The sequence below is a fragment of the Aquibacillus salsiterrae genome (assembly GCF_028416595.1).
GTDB classification, from domain to species: domain Bacteria; phylum Bacillota; class Bacilli; order Bacillales; family Amphibacillaceae; genus Aquibacillus_A; species Aquibacillus_A salsiterrae.
This window is the reverse complement of the sequence record NZ_JAMQKC010000004.1, coordinates 193025-210727: the sequence shown is the minus strand read 5'-3', so window position 1 is coordinate 210727 and position 17703 is coordinate 193025. Positions and strand designations below refer to the sequence as shown.

10 protein-coding genes are annotated in these 17703 nt (G+C 39.1%); 9 read left to right on the top strand and 1 reads right to left on the bottom strand.

Going from position 1 to position 17703, the window contains the following annotated elements:
- The 7 genes from NC799_RS07565 to lacZ all read left to right on the top strand — a co-directional run bounded on the left by NC799_RS07565 (position 1) and on the right by lacZ (position 14302).
- On the top strand, positions 1 to 1827 hold the full coding sequence (locus NC799_RS07565) for a heparinase II/III family protein (RefSeq protein ID WP_272445795.1): 1827 nt from the start codon (positions 1 to 3) through the stop codon (positions 1825 to 1827).
- Positions 1828 to 1894: 67 nt separating this feature from the next.
- Positions 1895 to 3055 carry a Gfo/Idh/MocA family protein gene (locus NC799_RS07560; protein ID WP_272445794.1) on the top strand — a complete coding sequence of 387 codons (1161 nt, stop codon included), beginning with the start codon at positions 1895 to 1897 and terminating at the stop codon, positions 3053 to 3055.
- Between the two features lie 63 nt (positions 3056 to 3118).
- Positions 3119 to 3994: a sugar phosphate isomerase/epimerase family protein gene (locus tag NC799_RS07555; protein ID WP_272445793.1), complete on the top strand. Its 876-nt coding sequence runs from the start codon at positions 3119 to 3121 to the stop codon at positions 3992 to 3994.
- Positions 3995 to 4037: 43 nt separating this feature from the next.
- A complete protein-coding gene (locus NC799_RS07550) occupies positions 4038 to 5183 on the top strand; it encodes a DUF2264 domain-containing protein (protein WP_272445792.1) in 1146 nt (381 codons plus the stop codon).
- Between the two features lie 43 nt (positions 5184 to 5226).
- Positions 5227 to 6222: a hydroxyacid dehydrogenase gene (locus NC799_RS07545; RefSeq protein ID WP_272445791.1), complete on the top strand. Its 996-nt coding sequence runs from the start codon at positions 5227 to 5229 to the stop codon at positions 6220 to 6222.
- A gap of 398 nt (positions 6223 to 6620) precedes the next feature.
- Positions 6621 to 10241: a glycoside hydrolase family 30 protein gene (locus NC799_RS07540; RefSeq protein WP_272445790.1), complete on the top strand. Its 3621-nt coding sequence runs from the start codon at positions 6621 to 6623 to the stop codon at positions 10239 to 10241.
- A gap of 932 nt (positions 10242 to 11173) precedes the next feature.
- Positions 11174 to 14302 carry a beta-galactosidase, LacZ type gene (gene lacZ, locus NC799_RS07535; protein ID WP_272445789.1) on the top strand — a complete coding sequence of 1043 codons (3129 nt, stop codon included), beginning with the start codon at positions 11174 to 11176 and terminating at the stop codon, positions 14300 to 14302.
- Positions 14303 to 14621: 319 nt separating this feature from the next.
- Here lacZ and NC799_RS07530 read toward each other — a convergent pair whose 3' ends face one another.
- Complete coding sequence (locus tag NC799_RS07530; protein ID WP_272445788.1) at positions 14622 to 15119, bottom strand: hypothetical protein; 498 nt, start codon at positions 15117 to 15119, stop codon at positions 14622 to 14624.
- A 203-nt stretch (positions 15120 to 15322) separates the two neighbouring features.
- Here NC799_RS07530 and NC799_RS07525 point away from each other — a divergent pair, with 203 nt between their 5' ends.
- A complete protein-coding gene (locus tag NC799_RS07525; RefSeq protein WP_272445787.1) occupies positions 15323 to 16228 on the top strand; it encodes a COX15/CtaA family protein in 906 nt (301 codons plus the stop codon).
- A 125-nt stretch (positions 16229 to 16353) separates the two neighbouring features.
- Positions 16354 to 17694 carry a peptidoglycan DD-metalloendopeptidase family protein gene (locus NC799_RS07520; protein ID WP_272445786.1) on the top strand — a complete coding sequence of 447 codons (1341 nt, stop codon included), beginning with the start codon at positions 16354 to 16356 and terminating at the stop codon, positions 17692 to 17694.
- Positions 17695 to 17703: the final 9 nt, after the last annotated feature.

Sequence of the window (17703 nt, the reverse complement as noted above, 5' to 3'; positions counted from 1 at the left end):
ATGGATCGAAGACACATAAAAAAGTCATTAGCAATAGAAGTTAACCAAACCTATTCACTACTTTTTTCTAGTAAGAAGGAACAACTAGCTGCATTTAAAAATATGAAAACTAATCCAAATTTAAAAACAATGATTGAAGAAATAGTGAATGAAGCAGAAAGTATACTGCAGGAACCTGTACAAGAAATCACCTATAATGCTTTTAAAAGGTTCTTTGAGGATGGTTCGCGTTTAGACTATGAGAAGGTTTATTTTGCAAAAAGACACAGACTAACAACATTTGCGCTAGCAAACTTGCTTTATCCAGAGAATAAGAAGTACCTTGATGCTTTACAAGAGATTATTTGGGGTATATGTAATGAGTATTCTTGGTGTTTGCCCGCACATATAAATAACGGACCAGAAACATCTCTTGATGATAAATTTTCATTAGAGGAGAAGCAATTAGAATATACTGTTGATTTATTTGCTGCAGAAACGTCATTTGCGTTAAGTGAGATTTTGAAGTTGACAAAGGATAATCTTGACCCACTTATATGTGAACGGATACGACAAGAGATTTACCGTCGGGTTGTTTGGCCCTATAGTAGGCAACATTATCATTGGGAATCGGCTACACATAACTGGGCAGCTGTGTGTGCGGGTTCAATAGGATCCACTGCATTGCACCTTTTTAATGATGAAGAGGAACTTTCAGTTATCTTAGAGCGAGTCATAGAATCAATGAAATATTATATAAGTGGTTTCAATTCGGACGGAACATGTATGGAAGGCTATGGATATTGGGAATATGGGTTTGGTTTTTATGTCTATTTTTCCGATTTATTGAAAAAACGAACTGCAGGAAAGATAGATTTATTTGATAATAAAAAAGTAAGAGAAATCGCCTTGTTCCAGCAAAAGACTTTCCTGGATAAAAACAAAGTAGTCAATTTCTCTGATTCTGCATCCACCGCGTCCGTGTTTTTAGGATTAAGTCATTACCTATCTAAGCTTTATCATGGATTCACTATTCCAGAAAAAAATTTACGAGCGCATTTTACAGATGATCATTGTGGTAGGTGGGCACCAGCAATCAGAAATATCATTTGGTTTGATGATAGGGCGATTGGGAAACCATGGAGTGATGCTACCTATTATATGGAAGACTCTCAGTGGTTCATTTCTAGGCACTCCACAAATAAGGGAAGGTTTGCTTTAGCAGCAAAGGGTGGTCATAATGCTGAACCCCATAACCATAATGATGTTGGACATTTTATATTATATGGAAATGAAAAAACGTATCTGAAGGACTTAGGGCGAGGCGAGTATAATGCAGACTATTTTGGAAATGAAAGATATTCTTTCTTGTGTAACAGTTCACAAGGTCATTCTGTTCCGATTGTGAATAACCAATTTCAATTGGATGGAGAAAGAAGAGCTGCAACTGTTACTGAAATAATTACGGGTTCAGGTGTTGAGAAACTGGAGATGGAATTATCTGGTGTCTATGATGTGGAAAGTTTACGCCAATTAACAAGGTCATTTACTTGGAGAAAAACGGCTAACCCTAGTCTTGTTTTGGGAGATCTCTATGAGTTCTCAAAGAGTCCGGAGGCAATTGTTGAACGTTTTATCCTTCCAATGTTTTCTATCTCAGAAAGTGCCGATGGTATTCTTGTTGATAATACATTATCTATAATATTTGATAAATCTCAGTTAGATTTAAATATAGAGGAAATTAAGTTCAGCAATCACGAAGGGCATGAGGAAACAAACATGGCGTTAGATTTTAATGTTAAAAATCTTAAGAAAAAGCAGATGATCCAAATTATCTTTCAGTTTTAGTGTTTAAATCTTATCATTTGAGTCATTTACAGGAGAGTGTAAGTAATAGAAGGGAAGATAGGAACTAATGAAAAAAGTCCGTATCGGAATTATTGGGGTAGGAAACATGGGAACTGGACATGCAACTTACTTGCAAAAAGGTGATATTAATGGGGCAGTATTAACAGCTCTTCTAGATAATAATCAGGAGAGAGCGGAGTTGCTAAAGGAGAAAGTAAGTAGTGATGTGCAGGTGTTTACAGACGAAGATGCTTTTTTTGAATCAGGCATAGTTGACGCGGTCTTAATTGCTACACCACACTATGAGCATTCTCACTTAGCAATTAAAGCATTTGAACATGGTCTTCATGTTCTTTGTGAGAAGCCAGCAGGCGTGTATACCAAGCAAGTTCGCAAGATGAATGAAGCCGCAGAAAAAAGCGACAAGGTCTTCTCCATGATGTATAACCAACGAACAAATCCCTTGTATCAAAAGTTACGTGACCTAATCCAAACTGGGGATCTTGGTGAAATACGGAGAATTAATTGGCTTATTACGAATTGGTACCGCTCTCAAAGTTATTATGATTCAGGTGGTTGGCGTGCAACGTGGGCAGGAGAAGGTGGCGGTGTGCTCATTAATCAAAGTCCACACCAATTAGATCTGTGGCAGTGGTTAACGGGCATGATGCCAACCAGAATGCGTGCCTTCTGTCACTTTGGAAAATATCGAGACATTGAAGTAGAGGATGATGTAACGGCCTATGCGGAGTATGAAAATGGTGCAACAGCTGTGTTTATCACAACTACCGGAGAAGCACCAGGAACAAACCGATTAGAAATATCCGGTGACCGGGGTAAAGTTGTAGTGGAAAATGGGGAATTAAATTTTTGGCGACTTCGTGTTCCGGAACCAGAGTTCAATCGTAATTTTAAAGGTGGCTTCGGAGCACCGGAATGCTGGAAAGTTGAAGTACCAATCGAGGGCAAGGAAACTGCCCATGCTGGAATTACGCAGAACTTTGTTGATGCAATATTGCATGGTACGCGACTATTGACTCCGGGTGAAGAAGGGATTAAAGGACTGACACTATCCAATGCAATGCAGCTTTCTACTTGGCTAGACGATTGGGTCGAGCTCCCGATTGATGAAGAGCTGTATTACAAGTACCTACAAGGAAAAATTGCTAATTCTACAGAAAAAAAAGAAGTGAAGAGCGTCTCATTAGATGTGGATGGAACGTATTGACTTTAGCTCGGAGTCGGAGAAGTTTGAATTTTAAAAACTAGATGTGAAAGGGTGGAAATGAAGATGAAATTTTCCTTATTTACTGTAATGACACCAGATACAACACCAGAACAAATTGTCAGTTATCTAAAAGAAACAGGCTATGATGGTGTAGAGTGGAGATTTAAAGCGACCCCAGATAAGTTAAGAAAAGAAGACCCAAGTTTTTGGGGGAATAACCTGTGCACAATTTCGCCTGATATAACGGACCAAGAAATAGATGATCTACTACTGACTACTAAAAATAACGGAATAGAGGTAGTCAGTGTTACGCCTTATTTAACTGCAGGAGACTTAGAAGCAGCGGAAAGGGTATTAGAAGTTGCTCAAAGATTTGGTGCATCAACTATCCGTGTCGGTGTGCCAAGATATGACCGAACAGAAAATTATAATGATTTATTTAAAGGTGCGGTTACTTATTTGAAAAAAGCGGAGCAATTATGTAAAAAATACAATGTCAAAGGGTTAGTGGAAACCCACCATGTAACAATAGCACCAAGTGCCAGCCTAGCTTATCGGTTAGTTAGTCATTGTAATCCAAACCATATCGGCGTTCTATATGATCCAGGTAATATGGTTCATGAAGGCTATGAAAATTATCGTATGGGATTGGAATTGTTAGGGGATTACCTTGCCCATGTTCATGTCAAAAATGCGTTTTGGCAAAAGAAAGAGGAGCATGCAGATGGAACTGTCGATTGGTCAGTAGAATGGGCACCGGTTGAAAAAGGGATTGTTGACTGGAAGCAAGTTTTTACGGACTTAAAAGCAGTTGGCTATGATGGCTATGTTGGTATGGAAGACTTTAGTCTTGCTTATGGAACAAAAGAGTCTATCAAACATAATATTGATACAGTAAAAGCGATACTAGCTGGACTCGGTGTAGGAGAAGGTGTCTAAATTTTTGGTGAAGTCATTTGAGTAAGAGGGTGGAAAACTAACCATGGCAAATAATAAAGAGCGAGATTATTGGCTTGATTCCATGTTAAAAATAGCGAATCCTATCCTGTTCCATTTAAAGGATAGATCCTTAAAAAAAGAAATGTCCATCGAGATGAGAGAGGGTACTAATCGTGAGCAATTTTCCCATCTGGAAGGATTGGCACGATTACTAGTTGGCGTGGCACCATGGCTTGAACAAGTGTGTGAAACTAGTGAGGAAGAAGCACTCCGAGTTAAGTATGCGGAATTAGCAAGAGAAGCAATCGATGCTGGAACTGACCCACAGTCACCGGATTATATGAACTTCTCCGATGATATTCAACCGATCGTGGATACCGCTTTCCTTGCACACGCGTTGTTAAGAGCCCCGATCGAATTATGGGAAAAGCTTGATGCTAGGGTGAAATGTAATGTGATAGTTGCGTTTAAATCTACGAGGACAAAAAAACCAGTCTTTTCTAATTGGTTGTTGTTCTCTGCAATTATTGAAGCTTTTTTATACAAGGCAGGAGAAGAAGATTGGGATCCGATGCGGATAGATTATGCTTTTAAGCAATTTGAACAATGGTATGTAGGTGATGGTGTTTACAGTGATGGTCCAGAATATCACCATGACTACTACAATAGTTTTGTCATTCATCCGATGCTTGTTGATTTAGTAGAAACTGTTGGACATGAGTACCGTGATTGGGAAGGGATAAAGGGATCGATTGTAAAAAGGTCACAGCGATTTGCGGCGATTCAGGAGCGAACGATTTCACCAGAGGGAACTTTTCCCCCTGTCGGTAGGTCGTTAGCTTATCGTTGTGGTGTATTTCAAAGTCTAGCTCAGCATGCACTTCGTGGAGATTTACCGAGTGGGCTTCCCCCGGCACAAGTGAGAAGTGCTTTAAGTGCTGTCATGAAGCGAACATTAGAAGCTCCTGGAACATTTACCGAATCAGGGTGGTTAACCATTGGATTTTGCGGACATCAGCCAGGAATTGGCGAAGTTTACATATCGACAGGTAGTGTTTATTTATGTGCTGCAGCCTTCCTACCTCTAGGCTTGCCAGCGTCAGACCCATTTTGGACTGATCCCCCAATGGAATGGACCGCAAAACGAGCTTGGTCAGGACAAGAAATCCCACTCGACCATGCGCATTAGTGGACCAGTTTCCTTGTCCCAGATTTAAAGAAAGGGTGAGATGATGGTAAAGGGTTTATATATCATGAATCAAGATCCATTTGAGTTAGTGTACCAAGAAGAAGTAAGAAAAGAGATTGATAGTTTAGTAGATATTTATGCACTACCACTGACGAATCAACAAGTGCTACAAGACTTATCAATCTTGGAAGATGTTGAAGTCATTTTCTCTGGTTGGGGAGGCCCTAGACTAGATGAACAATTCCTTAATGCTGCCCCTAATCTGAAAGCATTTTTTTACGCGGCAGGCTCGGTAAAGAATATTGCCACCGATGCATCTTGGGATAGAGGAATAACGATTACGAATGCGGTGCAAGCAAATGCTGTTCCCGTAGCAGAATTTACATTATCACAAATTTTATTTTGCTTAAAAAACGGCTGGTGCTTCACACGGGACGTTAGAAAAACAAAACAATTCCCCGCTAAGCCGTTTCATGTTCCCGGGGCTTTCGGGAGCACTGTCGGGGTTATTTCTTTAAGTACTGTTGGTCGGTTAGTCTGCGAAATGCTTAAGCCATTTGACATTAATGTTGTGGCTTATGATCCATTTGTTGAAAAAGAGGATGCTCGCAATTTAGGTGTTGAGCTATGTAGCTTAGATAAAATTTTTCAGCGAGCGAATATTGTATCCTTGCATGCACCATTACTGGAAGAGACAAAGGGAATGATTGGAAAAGAGCATCTGACTCAAATGCTGCCTAATGCGAGTTTTATCAATACCGCAAGAGGTGCAATTGTTAGAGAATCAGAGCTGATCGAGGTGTTACAGGAAAGACCAGATATAACGGCAGTTCTAGATGTAACATTCCCAGAACCACCCGAGAGAGGCTCGGCGTTGTACATACTTGATAATGTCGTGTTAACACCGCACTTAGCAGGAAGTGAAGGCAAGGAATGTGGAAGAATGGGTTACTATATGTTAGACGAATTGAAGCGGTACTTGAACGGAGAGCCGTTACAATGGGAAGTAAGTAGGGAAAAGTTTGAGATTTTGGCATAAGGAAAAAAGGGAGTTGTCACGAAGGTGATAGCTTCCTTTTTTACCCCGCATTAACTGTAAGTATCCCCCGCTGATTGAAGTTGCACTTTATGAAAAGTGGTAAGGTGAACCTTAACTCAGTATACAATCAGTTAAAAAAAGTGTAAAAAAAACAACAAATAAGGTAAATAAAAGGGCATAGAAAGATGATACAAATATGAAATAATGTAAGCGTTAACAATTAGTGGTTTAGTAACTACTTACCAGTTTTAAAATAGGAAGGAGTGAAGAAGTATTTATTTTGTGTAAATCATATTAGTAAAACATCAGACTAAAAATTTCAAAGAAAACACACCAGATATTATCACAAAGATACCTGCGCATTAAATAACTAAACATGGAAAGGAAGGTCATATTTCATGGCAAAAGGTAAAATAGGGATTAGGAAAGTTTTCAGTTTCGTTATAATTGTTCTTGCGTTATTTGTCGCAGCGGCTGTCATACAAGTAAACAAATCTAAAGCAGAAGAAATTACTAAGACAATTACCATTGATGGTAATGATGTAGATGAATATAACCGATTTAAAGGCTTTGGAGTTGTATCAGGGAATAACACATCCCGATTATTAATGGATTATAAAGAGGAAAATCCTAAGCAATACTGGAAAATCATGAATCAATTATTCAATAAGGAGACAGGAGCTGGACTAGCTCACGTAAAAGTAGAGTTAGGAGCGGATATTAATTCCTCATCGGGAACGGAGCCGGCAACAAAGCGTTATGCGGACGAACCAGCCAACGTTCTTCGTGGTGCTGGATTTCAATTCGCGGCTGACGCAAAATCAATTAATCCAGATATTACAACTGAAATCCTTCGTTGGGGTGAACCACGTTGGTCGTGGAATGGGGTAGACAATGGCAGTTACGAAAACCGCTATCAATGGTATAAGCAGACGATTGATGCTGTGTATGAAGAGTATGGATTTAAGTTAGATTATGTAGGTATTTCTCAAAATGAACGAGCCATAAATGGTAATGGAAGAGTTGATGTAGAATGGCTAAAATACTTTACTTCAAAAATCAAAGAAGAACCTAATTATGAAGAAGACTATCAACATATTAAAATAGTTGCAGCTGATGGCTATCGTGATACGTCATCAATTAGTCGTGTATTACTTGATAACCCAGATTTACGAGATGAAATTGATGTTATTAGTGCTCACTATGATTTAGATGGCTCCCCAGAGCTCGAAAAATTACAAGAAACATTAATATCAGAAGGTAAACAACCAAAAGAGGTATGGGTATCTGAAGGTATTGCACCAATGATTAATGCTCGTTACCGTGAGAATATGGAACCATCTTATAATGGTATTGGTGGAAATGCAGGGATAGTAGATGTGGTTTCGAGAATCATTTCTGTTTATTCATGGACAGGAACAAGTGAAACTCCTTTAAATGCTGTGTCCTTTGATTTCCAACCTTCTGTTGCAGCATTCTACCAGGGGGCGCAATATAATCCAAAACAATTAATCAGTGCATTTGACCCTTGGTCTGGCTTTTATGAAGTGGATGGTGGATTGCAAGGAGTTCGTCATTTCATGAATTTTGTGGGGCAAGATGATCGTTCTACTCCTGAAAATGAACGTTGGATGTATGTGAAAGGCGCTACTTTTAGTGATGGAAAAGAGGGAGACGGCGGTGTTAGCGTTAACACGGGTACACAAAGTTATATGACACTAAAAGACCCGGAGACAGACGACTATACAACTATTTTTACTAATAATACGAATCAAACACGTAAGTATACGATTAAAGCCCAAAACTTAAGTGGGAAAGAAAATACTGACGTTTTTGTTTGGGAAACTCGAGGCGCTGATGATGGACATAATTACGATGAAAATTGGTTCAAAAATGTTGAAGTTATTATTCCTGATAATGGTGAATATGGAGTCGAAGTCGGTCCTTATTCTATCGTTACGATTTCTACGTTGGATAAGGAATCAGAAGTGGAAGATTTTGAATATGAATCACAACCTGTTAATTTAAACAAAGACACAATTATGGAACTTCCATATACTGATGATTTTGAATACGATGAATATCCTTTAGATGAAAAAGGTAGAGATTATGTGGAACGGCGGGGTGGTACACCACGCTATACGACAGACCAAATCGGTGCTTTTGAAGTTGTAACAGAAGCAACCAAGCAGGCGTCTCCTGGCAGTGCGGATCGTGCTCCTTTAGATATTCCGAATGCAAAAGAACATGGCAACATGCTTCAACAGAAAATCACACCAGATATTATTGGCGCAGATTGGGCTGTTTGGGGTGGAAGTGATGGTTCAACAGCAGACGTAAATCCAAATACCATTCTTGGTGATTTCCGTTGGGTAAACTATAAAGTATCATACGACTTCTTACTTGATACGCATAATGATGAGGCGGAAGGACGAGAAAACTATGCCTTAATCGGGGTACGTCAAGTCAAATCGGCTTGGGCTGATTCTACTGCACCGTACAATGCCAAAATTTTTAAAGATGGCCGCTATGAAATTCTTGAGTTTGACGAAATAAAGCAAAGTGGAACGATTGAAGACTTTGACAACAAAGTTTGGCACAATTTTGCATTTGAAGCAAAAGAAAATGTATTTACGCTTTATATAGATGGAGAAGAAATTGCTTCTTACACAGATGAAAATACGTCTGTGATGGCTGGAAGAGTTGCAATTGGGTCTGGTTATTATGAAACACTTATTGATAACTTACGTGTTGATCCAATCGAAGGTTATTCTTATGAATCTGTTAAGTTTGATAATGCTCAAGGTCGGAAGTATGATTCACAAGAAGAAGCATACAACAATGATGACAAGTGGAATCCAATCGGCTATGTAGGTGAATGGGAATTCTTGCAATCAGGGTATGGACACTATAATCGTACACGTATGATTGCTGAAACAGATTATCCGGTTTGGAATGGGTACACTGTTACTCATAAGGATTCAACAAATGTAAAGGGAACACTAAACAAAGTTTATTATGACGGTGACTGGTCATCTAACAGTAGTAACAGTTGGGGAAATAATGGAGAAGCATTTGAAATTACATTTAAGGGCAATGCCATCAGATTATATGGTGAGGCTAATGCAAATAATGGTACAGCGGATATATATTTAGATGGTGAATTGGTTGGAGAAGCAAACTATCTAAATAATAGTAGTAAGGAACGCATGGTTTGGTCTACTGAAGGGTTAGTGGAAACAGAACATACGTTAAGAGTAGTCTCTAAAGATAGCTGGACTAGTTTCACGAAAGCAGAAATAGAGACGACGGACCCTGTACCTGTTGTCTCAGTTCAACAGTTAGCAGCAAATCAATTTATTAGAATAGCAAATGAGTCAGAAATAGGAACGGAAGAAAACACTGTTTATGCTTATCGAGAAAATGGAAACGTTTGGGGCGCAAATAGTACCAATGCCTGGGCAAGCTTTGATGACAATCCGTATATTTTAGTCAACTTTACTGGTACAGGAATTGATTATCTAGCTGGTACTGGAGAAGAAACAACATATAAAGTTGAACTTGATGGAGAATATGTTGGGGATTATGATGTAAATGATGATGGTATAAGGTATTCTGTTAGAAACCTTGAAGAAGGACCACATACGTTAAAGGTTTCTCTTGGTGACAATGAAAGATTAGAAACCTTTATGGATTACCGGGGAGTCAATATCTACAGTACGCCTGAACCTAGTGACAGCTATTTTATTTTTGATTTCAAAGGTTCCGGGTTTAACCTGTTCGGTGCAACTACCGATGCCTTAATCGACGTTTATATCGATGGTGAATTAGTAGAAGATGATTATCGTATTAATAGTACAGGGGATAGAGAGACGTCCTACTTTATTCGAGGCCTTCATGATAAGAAACATGCAGCAAAAATTTATATTCAAGCAGGAGATTTTGTTTTTGATGGTTTGGATATAATTAACGGTGAAAATAAATTCGAAGCAGGTAAGACTGAACTAAGCAGTCGATAGATGACAACGTGGAAAAGAACGATAAAGGCTACGTGGATAAAGCTAAAGAACGTTCCGTTAAGCACTACGGCATGCCAACCATGTATAAAGTAAAGAACCAGACCATCATGCATCATTGATATTTGTAGGTGTTGCCCGAACTATCATGGGGAAATTTTTAAGGGATTGATTCAAATAACAAACCATAGTAAAAAAGTAAAGTATCTAATTCTAGATACTTTACTTTTTTTTGTGAAAATAAAAAGGGCGAGTACGGACTTCAGATTACACCATTCCATAAAGTGTTGTATTTAAATGGAAGAACTTATGATTGAAGTCTAGAAACCATAGGCTCCCTCTGCATACTTAACACTCCTAACAATACTTGGTCTTAGTGTTGGCTTAATATCATCTAAAATTACTAAATCAACTTGTTTTTGGAAAAGATCTTCTAGATTTATTTTAAGTCCATATAGTTTTCAAACGACAAAGCTTTCTCTTCAAATTCTACGAGGAGATCAATATCGCTTGATTACGTTTGTTCTTCACGGGTATAAGAGCCAAATAATGCAATGCGCTTTACTCCGTATTTACCTCTCCAAACGTCTAAGTTTTTAGATAGTTCATTAAGAATTTTTTTTGCGATAACATATAATCACCGCCATTTTGAATTTATTTTATTGAATTATATAACATATTTGAAATTAAGAGACAAATTCATTGTCCAAGTGGATATGCACAAGATAATGGGGCGAGGGACTTGTGCAATAAATGCTTAACAATCCTTACGACAACCTTGCCATTTTCTTATATCCTCTACTTAAATATTATATTTATAGAACGGTTTCAACATTATAAAATAGAGTTAAATCTTATACGGAGACACATGCAGCTCATGTAAAAAGTCATGGGGTCTGTCTCTATTTATATAGTTTAAGAAAAGAGGGATTATCTTGTTAAAACAGTTAGCTAAATTCAACTACACACCACCAGCAAATGGCTATCCGGAATGGAATAATAATCCGGAAATTTTTCAACTAAATCGACGAGTGGCACATGCAACACTAATGCCTTATCAATCAGTCGAAGAGGCATTAGAAGGTAATCGAACCGCATCCCCCTATTACAAATCTTTAAACGGCCAGTGGAAGTTTGCTTTTGCTGAAAATCCGGACAAACGTATTTCGAATTTTTATCAACAAGCATTTGATACGAGTGGATGGGAGGAAATAAAGGTTCCTGCCCATTGGCAACTGCAAGGCTATGATTATCCTCAGTACACGAACGTTACTTATCCGTGGGAAGGAAATGAAGACATTCAAGCACCGTTTGCGCCAACCAAATACAACCCTGTTGGTCAATACGTAACATCGTTCACTGTACCTGAGGCGTGGAACGGTAATCCGGTCTATCTTCATTTTGAAGGAGTGGAATCGGCATTTTACGTTTGGGTAAATGGTGATTTGGTTGGTTACAGTGAAGATACATTCACACCAGCAGAATTTGATTTAACGCCGTACTTACAAGCGGGCGAAAATAAGCTTGCTGTCGAAGTGTATCGTTGGAGTGATGCAAGTTGGCTAGAGGACCAGGATTTTTGGCGGATGAGTGGTATTTTTAGGTCAGTTTATTTGTATTCCACACCAGAAGTTCATCTTAATGACTTTTTCGTAAAAACAATTCTAGACGAGGAGTACAAAGATGCGAGACTCGAACTAGAGGCTAATCTAACAAACTATTTTGAACAGGAAAAAGCGGTAAAACTCGAGGCGCAGCTTTATGACAAGCAAGGGGAAAAAGTACTTGCACAACCAATTGTTGAGCAAATCAATATAGGTAATAAGCCAGAATTTAAAGTAAGTACTTCGGTGATTGTTGAAAATCCATTGAAGTGGAGCGCTGAAAATCCTCATTTGTACACGTTAGTTCTTGAGTTGCAAGATGAGTTTGGACATACGTTGGAAGTGGAAAGCTGTCGGGTAGGGTTTCGTGCCTTCGAGCTTAAAGATGGCCTAATGAAAATAAATGGGGAGCGCATTGTTTTCAAAGGGGTGAACCGTCATGAGTTTGCCGCAGATAAAGGAAGAGCAGTGACTTACGAAGATATGATTCATGATATCAAGTTGATGAAGCAACATAATATTAATGCGGTTCGGACCTCACATTATCCGAACAATCCTATTTGGTATGACCTTTGTGATGCTTACGGGTTGTACGTGATTGATGAAACAAACTTAGAAACACACGGTTCCTGGCAGTATGGGCAAAAGGGTGAAGGGAATGCACTGCCTGGAAGTAAGCCGGAATGGACCGAAAACGTGCTTGATCGTTGTCATTCGATGTTTCAGCGCGATAAAAACCATCCATCAATTGTGATATGGTCGTTAGGTAATGAATCGTTTGGTGGCGGTAATTTCTTGAAAATGCATGACTTTTTTAAAGAAAATGACCCGACAAGGATTGTCCATTATGAAGGGATTTTCCATTACCGAGAAACCGAAGCAGCGTCTGATATCGAGAGCACGATGTACGTTAGCCCTGATGGGATTGAGCGGTATGCGCGTGAAGCTGAAAAGGTTGAAGGGTATCATAAGCCATACATTCTATGTGAATACAGTCATGCGATGGGCAATTCACTGGGTAACTTTTATAAATACACCGAGCTTTTTGACAAGTATCCCATTTTACAGGGTGGCTTTATTTGGGATTGGAAAGACCAGTCACTATCGACAGAAACCGAGGATGGCACAAAATTTTTGGCGTATGGTGGTGACTTTGGTGAATCACCGCATGATGGTAATTTTTCTGGAAATGGGTTAGTTTTTGGTGACGGGACTATTTCACCTAAAATTCATGAGGTGAAGCGTTGCTATCAAAATGTTGATTTTGTTGCGGTTGATTTACAAGCGAAAAAAATAGAAGTGAAAAATAAGTTTTTGTTTACTAATTTACAAGAATATCAATTAGAGTGGACGGTGACTAAAAATGGTACCCCGGTTCAGTCGGGTTCAAAGTCAATCAGTGTAGACCCCGGTAATTCTGCTCAAGTGAAATTAGATTATCCGTTGCCGACCATTTCGGATGGTGAATATATTCTGACAGTTGGGTTTGTGACAACAGAAGATAGTTTATGGGCAGAAAAAGGGCATGAGGTTGCGTTTGAGCAATTCGTTTTACCAGTAAAAGTAACTTCGCAACAAGTTGCATCAAGTGTTATGCAATTGACGGTGGAAAATAACGAAAATCTCTTAACGGTAGAAGGGGAGAATTTTGCGGTAAGCTTTCAGACCGAAACTGGAGATCTAGCAACCTATCAAATTTCTGGAGTAGAATTGCTCCGTAGTCCACTAGTACCAAACTTTTGGCGGGCAATGACCGATAATGATCGCGGTAACAAGTTAAACGAACGAAGTGCCACTTGGAGGGAAGCTTGTGATAATCGCGTCCTAACATCTTTCTTGTATAAACAATTAGCGGAAAGTGTTGTCGTTACTGTTAGTTACCGGTTGTCGACAACAAATCAGTCACATTGTGCTATTCAATACACAATTACAGGGGATGGCCGGGTTAAAGTTGACCAACAGCTCCTTCCTGGTAGCAACTTACCAGAGATTCCAGAGGTCGGGATGTTATTCACGATGAACCAGGCATTTGATACCGTTACTTGGTACGGAAAAGGACCACACGAGTCATATTGGGATAAACAAAAAGGGGCAAAACTTGGTTTATACGAGGGGAAAGTAGCCGATCAATACGTGCCCTATTTACGACCACAGGAATGCGGCAATAAAGTCGATGTCCGTTTTGCGATGATTACGAACGAGCAGGGCTATGGATTGAAAATTTCTGGACTTCCAACTGTCGAAGTGAATGCGTTGCCGTGGACACCGAAAGAGCTCGAGGCACATGATCATAGTTATAAGCTGCCTGCGCAAGACAAGACTGTCGTGCGCATCAATGAAAAGCAAATGGGCGTTGGTGGTGATGATAGTTGGGGTCAAAAGACGCATCCCGACTTCACCTTGTTTGCAAACAGAAACTATCAGCATTCCTTTATTATCGAAGGATTAAAAGGGAAATAATCAATTAAATCCTCGGCCGATTGTGTGCCGAGGATTTTTCTTATGCCTGCCTTAGTCTGACGAAGGCGCTTTCGCTTTTCTTATGTCTAGCTCCAGCGCCTAGCCCTTCGAGTCGTAAGTCAATCCTCTACATGGCAAAGACCGCCATTACGCGGCTTGTCTTACGTTTTTCAGGGCTAACCAAGGCGCTTTCGCTTTTCTATGTCTAGCTCCAGCGCCTAGCCCTTCGAGTCGTAAGTCAATCCTCTACATGGCAAAGACCGCCATTACGCGGCTTGTCTTACGCTTTTCAGGGCTAACCAAGGCGCTTTCGCTTTTCTTAATTAAACGTGAGGGAGTAGATGATTTCGGATAGGTTTGTTGCGCTTTTGATTAGTTTATCCTGTTCAACGACAGTGCTTGCCTTTACTCCTCCATACCCAACTGTTAGTTCGTACAGATTATCGGGCATTGCAATTACTTTTACAAATCCAGTTGGTTTCTCATTGAATTTTGTTAAAAGTAATGGGTTTTTGTCCTTTTCCTTCGCTTTTTGATAAATTTCATCGGTTTCCTTTAAGTCACGGTCATAAAACAATACAATTGTATTTTCGCCCGTCTTTAAGACGATGTTGTTTTTTGCAGTTTCAACTTCCTCTATGGTTGGTGGTAAATAATAGGATATTTCATCACGCGTAATAGTAGGTTCTATGTCACTGGGTTTTTCTGTTACAATCTGTTCAACTGCTTGGATCGTTTCTTCCTCTGAAGGTGAGGAACACGCCATGATTGTGATGGATGCAGTAATCACTAACACATACATAAGTAACTTGTACATTGTATCCCCCCTGCTCAGTGGAAATGAATTTTTCAAGTCAAATACTACTATCATTTGATAAAAAACTCATTTATTGGTAATGTTATATGGTCATTCATTCATATAATATACCTTTATAGCTATGTTGTAAAATGTCGATTCTTGCTCTATTATACTAGTCATCTAGTAAAAGATCGAACATTATAACAAGTGAGGAGAGACTCATGAGACACTATTTTGCCATAATAACAAGTTATCTGACAGTTCTTGCACTTATCATTGGAAACTTGGTTGTATTGACAAAGGCAGGAGATGCCTGTGGTACGGATTGGCCAACATGCAATGGGCAATTGATCCCTGATTTTAGCAATTACAAAATTGCGATTGAATATTCTCACCGTATCTTTACCGGCTCACTAGGCTTTGTTTTACTAGTTAATGCTGTGATCGCTTGGAAAAGAAAGTACGTTGGTGAAACGGAAGTCAAACTGTTTACGATTCTTTCCCTCCTCCTCCTTCTTGTCCAATCAGGCGTTGGTGGATTAAACGTATTACTCGGGACACCACCAGGGTTTACCACAATTGACGTAACTGTTAGCCTATTATTGCTTTCAAGCACCGTCATTTTGGCCGTTGTATTATCTCGGACAGAGGTAAATCGATTAGGGAATGACGAAAAGAGTAAAGTAGGTAGATATCAACAACTATTCAAGCCGCTGATGTTCGGTTTCTCTCTTTATTTTCTAGAGGTACTAATTGGAGCATTTTTTAAACATAGTGGTGCAAGTAAAATGGTCAACTTTATCACGACAGATGAAACGTTAATCAATTCTTTAACACTATCAGAAACACTATATTCAGTACATGGGATTGCTAACACGATCATTCTTGTTTCATCAGGCTATGGGTTATTTCTAGCATGGAAGCACGAAGTCTTAGTAAAACAAGCAGTTATCTTTTTTCTGTTCATTTTGTTAAATGGTGTCACAGGCTTTATGACGCAATTATCCGGACTGTATGAAATAGTTTCTTCCCTTCACATGATTGTTGTCATCTTAACCGTGTTCCAAGGTTCGTATTTGGTTGCAACCGCCTACTTTAGTCCTTATTTCGTAAAAAAAACAAGGTAAATTTTTACTTAAACATTAAGCTAAATTTACAAAAATGTTACATTAGTCCTAATTACAAGGACAATATGGTAGGATGATTTAGGATGATTAAGTAAAAACAAGCATAAAGTTGGTGATTTTCTAAGATGTATCGAACACAAGTAAAAAGAATACTAGTTAGCATGTTTGTTTTTTTAACCTTTGCAATAGGTGTGCATGCCGAACCCGAATCTGTTAATCTATCAACTATTTACCACGTCACCGTTAATGACAAACATATTGGTACAATAAGTGATAAAAAACTTGTTGAACAAACAATGGATGAGATAATAAGGAAGCAAAAAGAAACAGACCAACAGCTAGTTCCGTTAACAACGGTTGAATGGGAACCGGAAAAAACGTTCCGTGCAGAAACAGACGATAGCAATACATTAGCAATTCTATCTGATAATTTAGAAGTTGGTGTTGAAGCAGTTGAGCTAAGCTTTGGAAATGAACGATTATATGTTAGTTCCAACGATGATGCACAAGAGGTATTGGATTCTCTGAAAAATAAATACCGTCCATCTGAGCAAACATCGAAGGTTGATGTTCAGTTCTCAGTCAAACCTGAACTGACCGAGACAGCTGTGAAACCGTCAGAAGTGTTAACTGCCCAAGAAGCAATCAGGTATCTAACGAAAGGTACGCTAACAGATTCGTTTTATCAAGTAAAGGCTGGTGATGTGTTAGGGGAAATTGCAGCGAGCAACGACCTTTCCATCGATGAGCTTAAGCGAATCAATCCGGACCTTAACGAAGACAAGTTATTACAAGTAGGTCAAAAAATTAATGTGACAAAATACCGTCCATTGGTTGATGTAATCGTCAAAGAAGAAGTAACGGCCAGTGAAAAAATCCCTTTCAAAGTAGAAGTGGAAAAGAATAAAGAAATGTACAAAGGTCAAACCAAAATTAAGCAAAAGGGAATGAATGGAGAGAAGAAGGTAACAACTGTCGTTACTAAGCGAAATAATAACCTAGAAAGTGAAAAGGTTATCGACGAGGAAGTTATTAAAGAGCCGACCAAACAAGTTGTCGTCAAAGGAACAAAAGTAGTGCCGTATAGAGGAACTGGTGATTTCATATGGCCGACTGTTGGTGGTGTTGTCACTAGTCCGATGGGCCAAAGATGGGGTACCATTCACAAAGGTACAGATATTGCAGGCGTGTCCGATCGTACGATAAGAGCGGTTGATAATGGGACAGTTTCCTTTGCCGGATATAGCGGTAGCTACGGTAACAAAGTGGTCATTAATCATAACAATGGTTTCAAAACCGTATATGCCCACATGCAGTCGCTTAATGTCAGTGCTGGACAGACAGTTGCTAAAGGGACTAAAATAGGTGTAATGGGCACTACAGGAGATTCTACTGGCGTTCATTTGCATATTGAGCTTTACAAAAATGGGAAAGTGAAAGATCTGCAAGACTATGCAAGACAATAGTAGAAAAAA

What these genes read in the sequence shown, in the direction of transcription:
- NC799_RS07530 (WP_272445788.1), bottom strand. Translation starts at nt 15,119, where the DNA reads ATGTACAAGTTACTTATGTATGTGTTAGTGATTACTGCATCCATCACA.
- NC799_RS07550 (WP_272445792.1), top strand. Translation starts at nt 4,038, where the DNA reads ATGGCAAATAATAAAGAGCGAGATTATTGGCTTGATTCCATGTTAAAA.
- NC799_RS07540 (WP_272445790.1), top strand. Translation starts at nt 6,621, where the DNA reads ATGGCAAAAGGTAAAATAGGGATTAGGAAAGTTTTCAGTTTCGTTATA.
- NC799_RS07560 (WP_272445794.1), top strand. Translation starts at nt 1,895, where the DNA reads ATGAAAAAAGTCCGTATCGGAATTATTGGGGTAGGAAACATGGGAACT.
- NC799_RS07520 (WP_272445786.1), top strand. Translation starts at nt 16,354, where the DNA reads ATGTATCGAACACAAGTAAAAAGAATACTAGTTAGCATGTTTGTTTTT.
- NC799_RS07555 (WP_272445793.1), top strand. Translation starts at nt 3,119, where the DNA reads ATGAAATTTTCCTTATTTACTGTAATGACACCAGATACAACACCAGAA.
- NC799_RS07525 (WP_272445787.1), top strand. Translation starts at nt 15,323, where the DNA reads ATGAGACACTATTTTGCCATAATAACAAGTTATCTGACAGTTCTTGCA.
- NC799_RS07565 (WP_272445795.1), top strand. Translation starts at nt 1, where the DNA reads ATGGATCGAAGACACATAAAAAAGTCATTAGCAATAGAAGTTAACCAA.
- NC799_RS07545 (WP_272445791.1), top strand. Translation starts at nt 5,227, where the DNA reads ATGGTAAAGGGTTTATATATCATGAATCAAGATCCATTTGAGTTAGTG.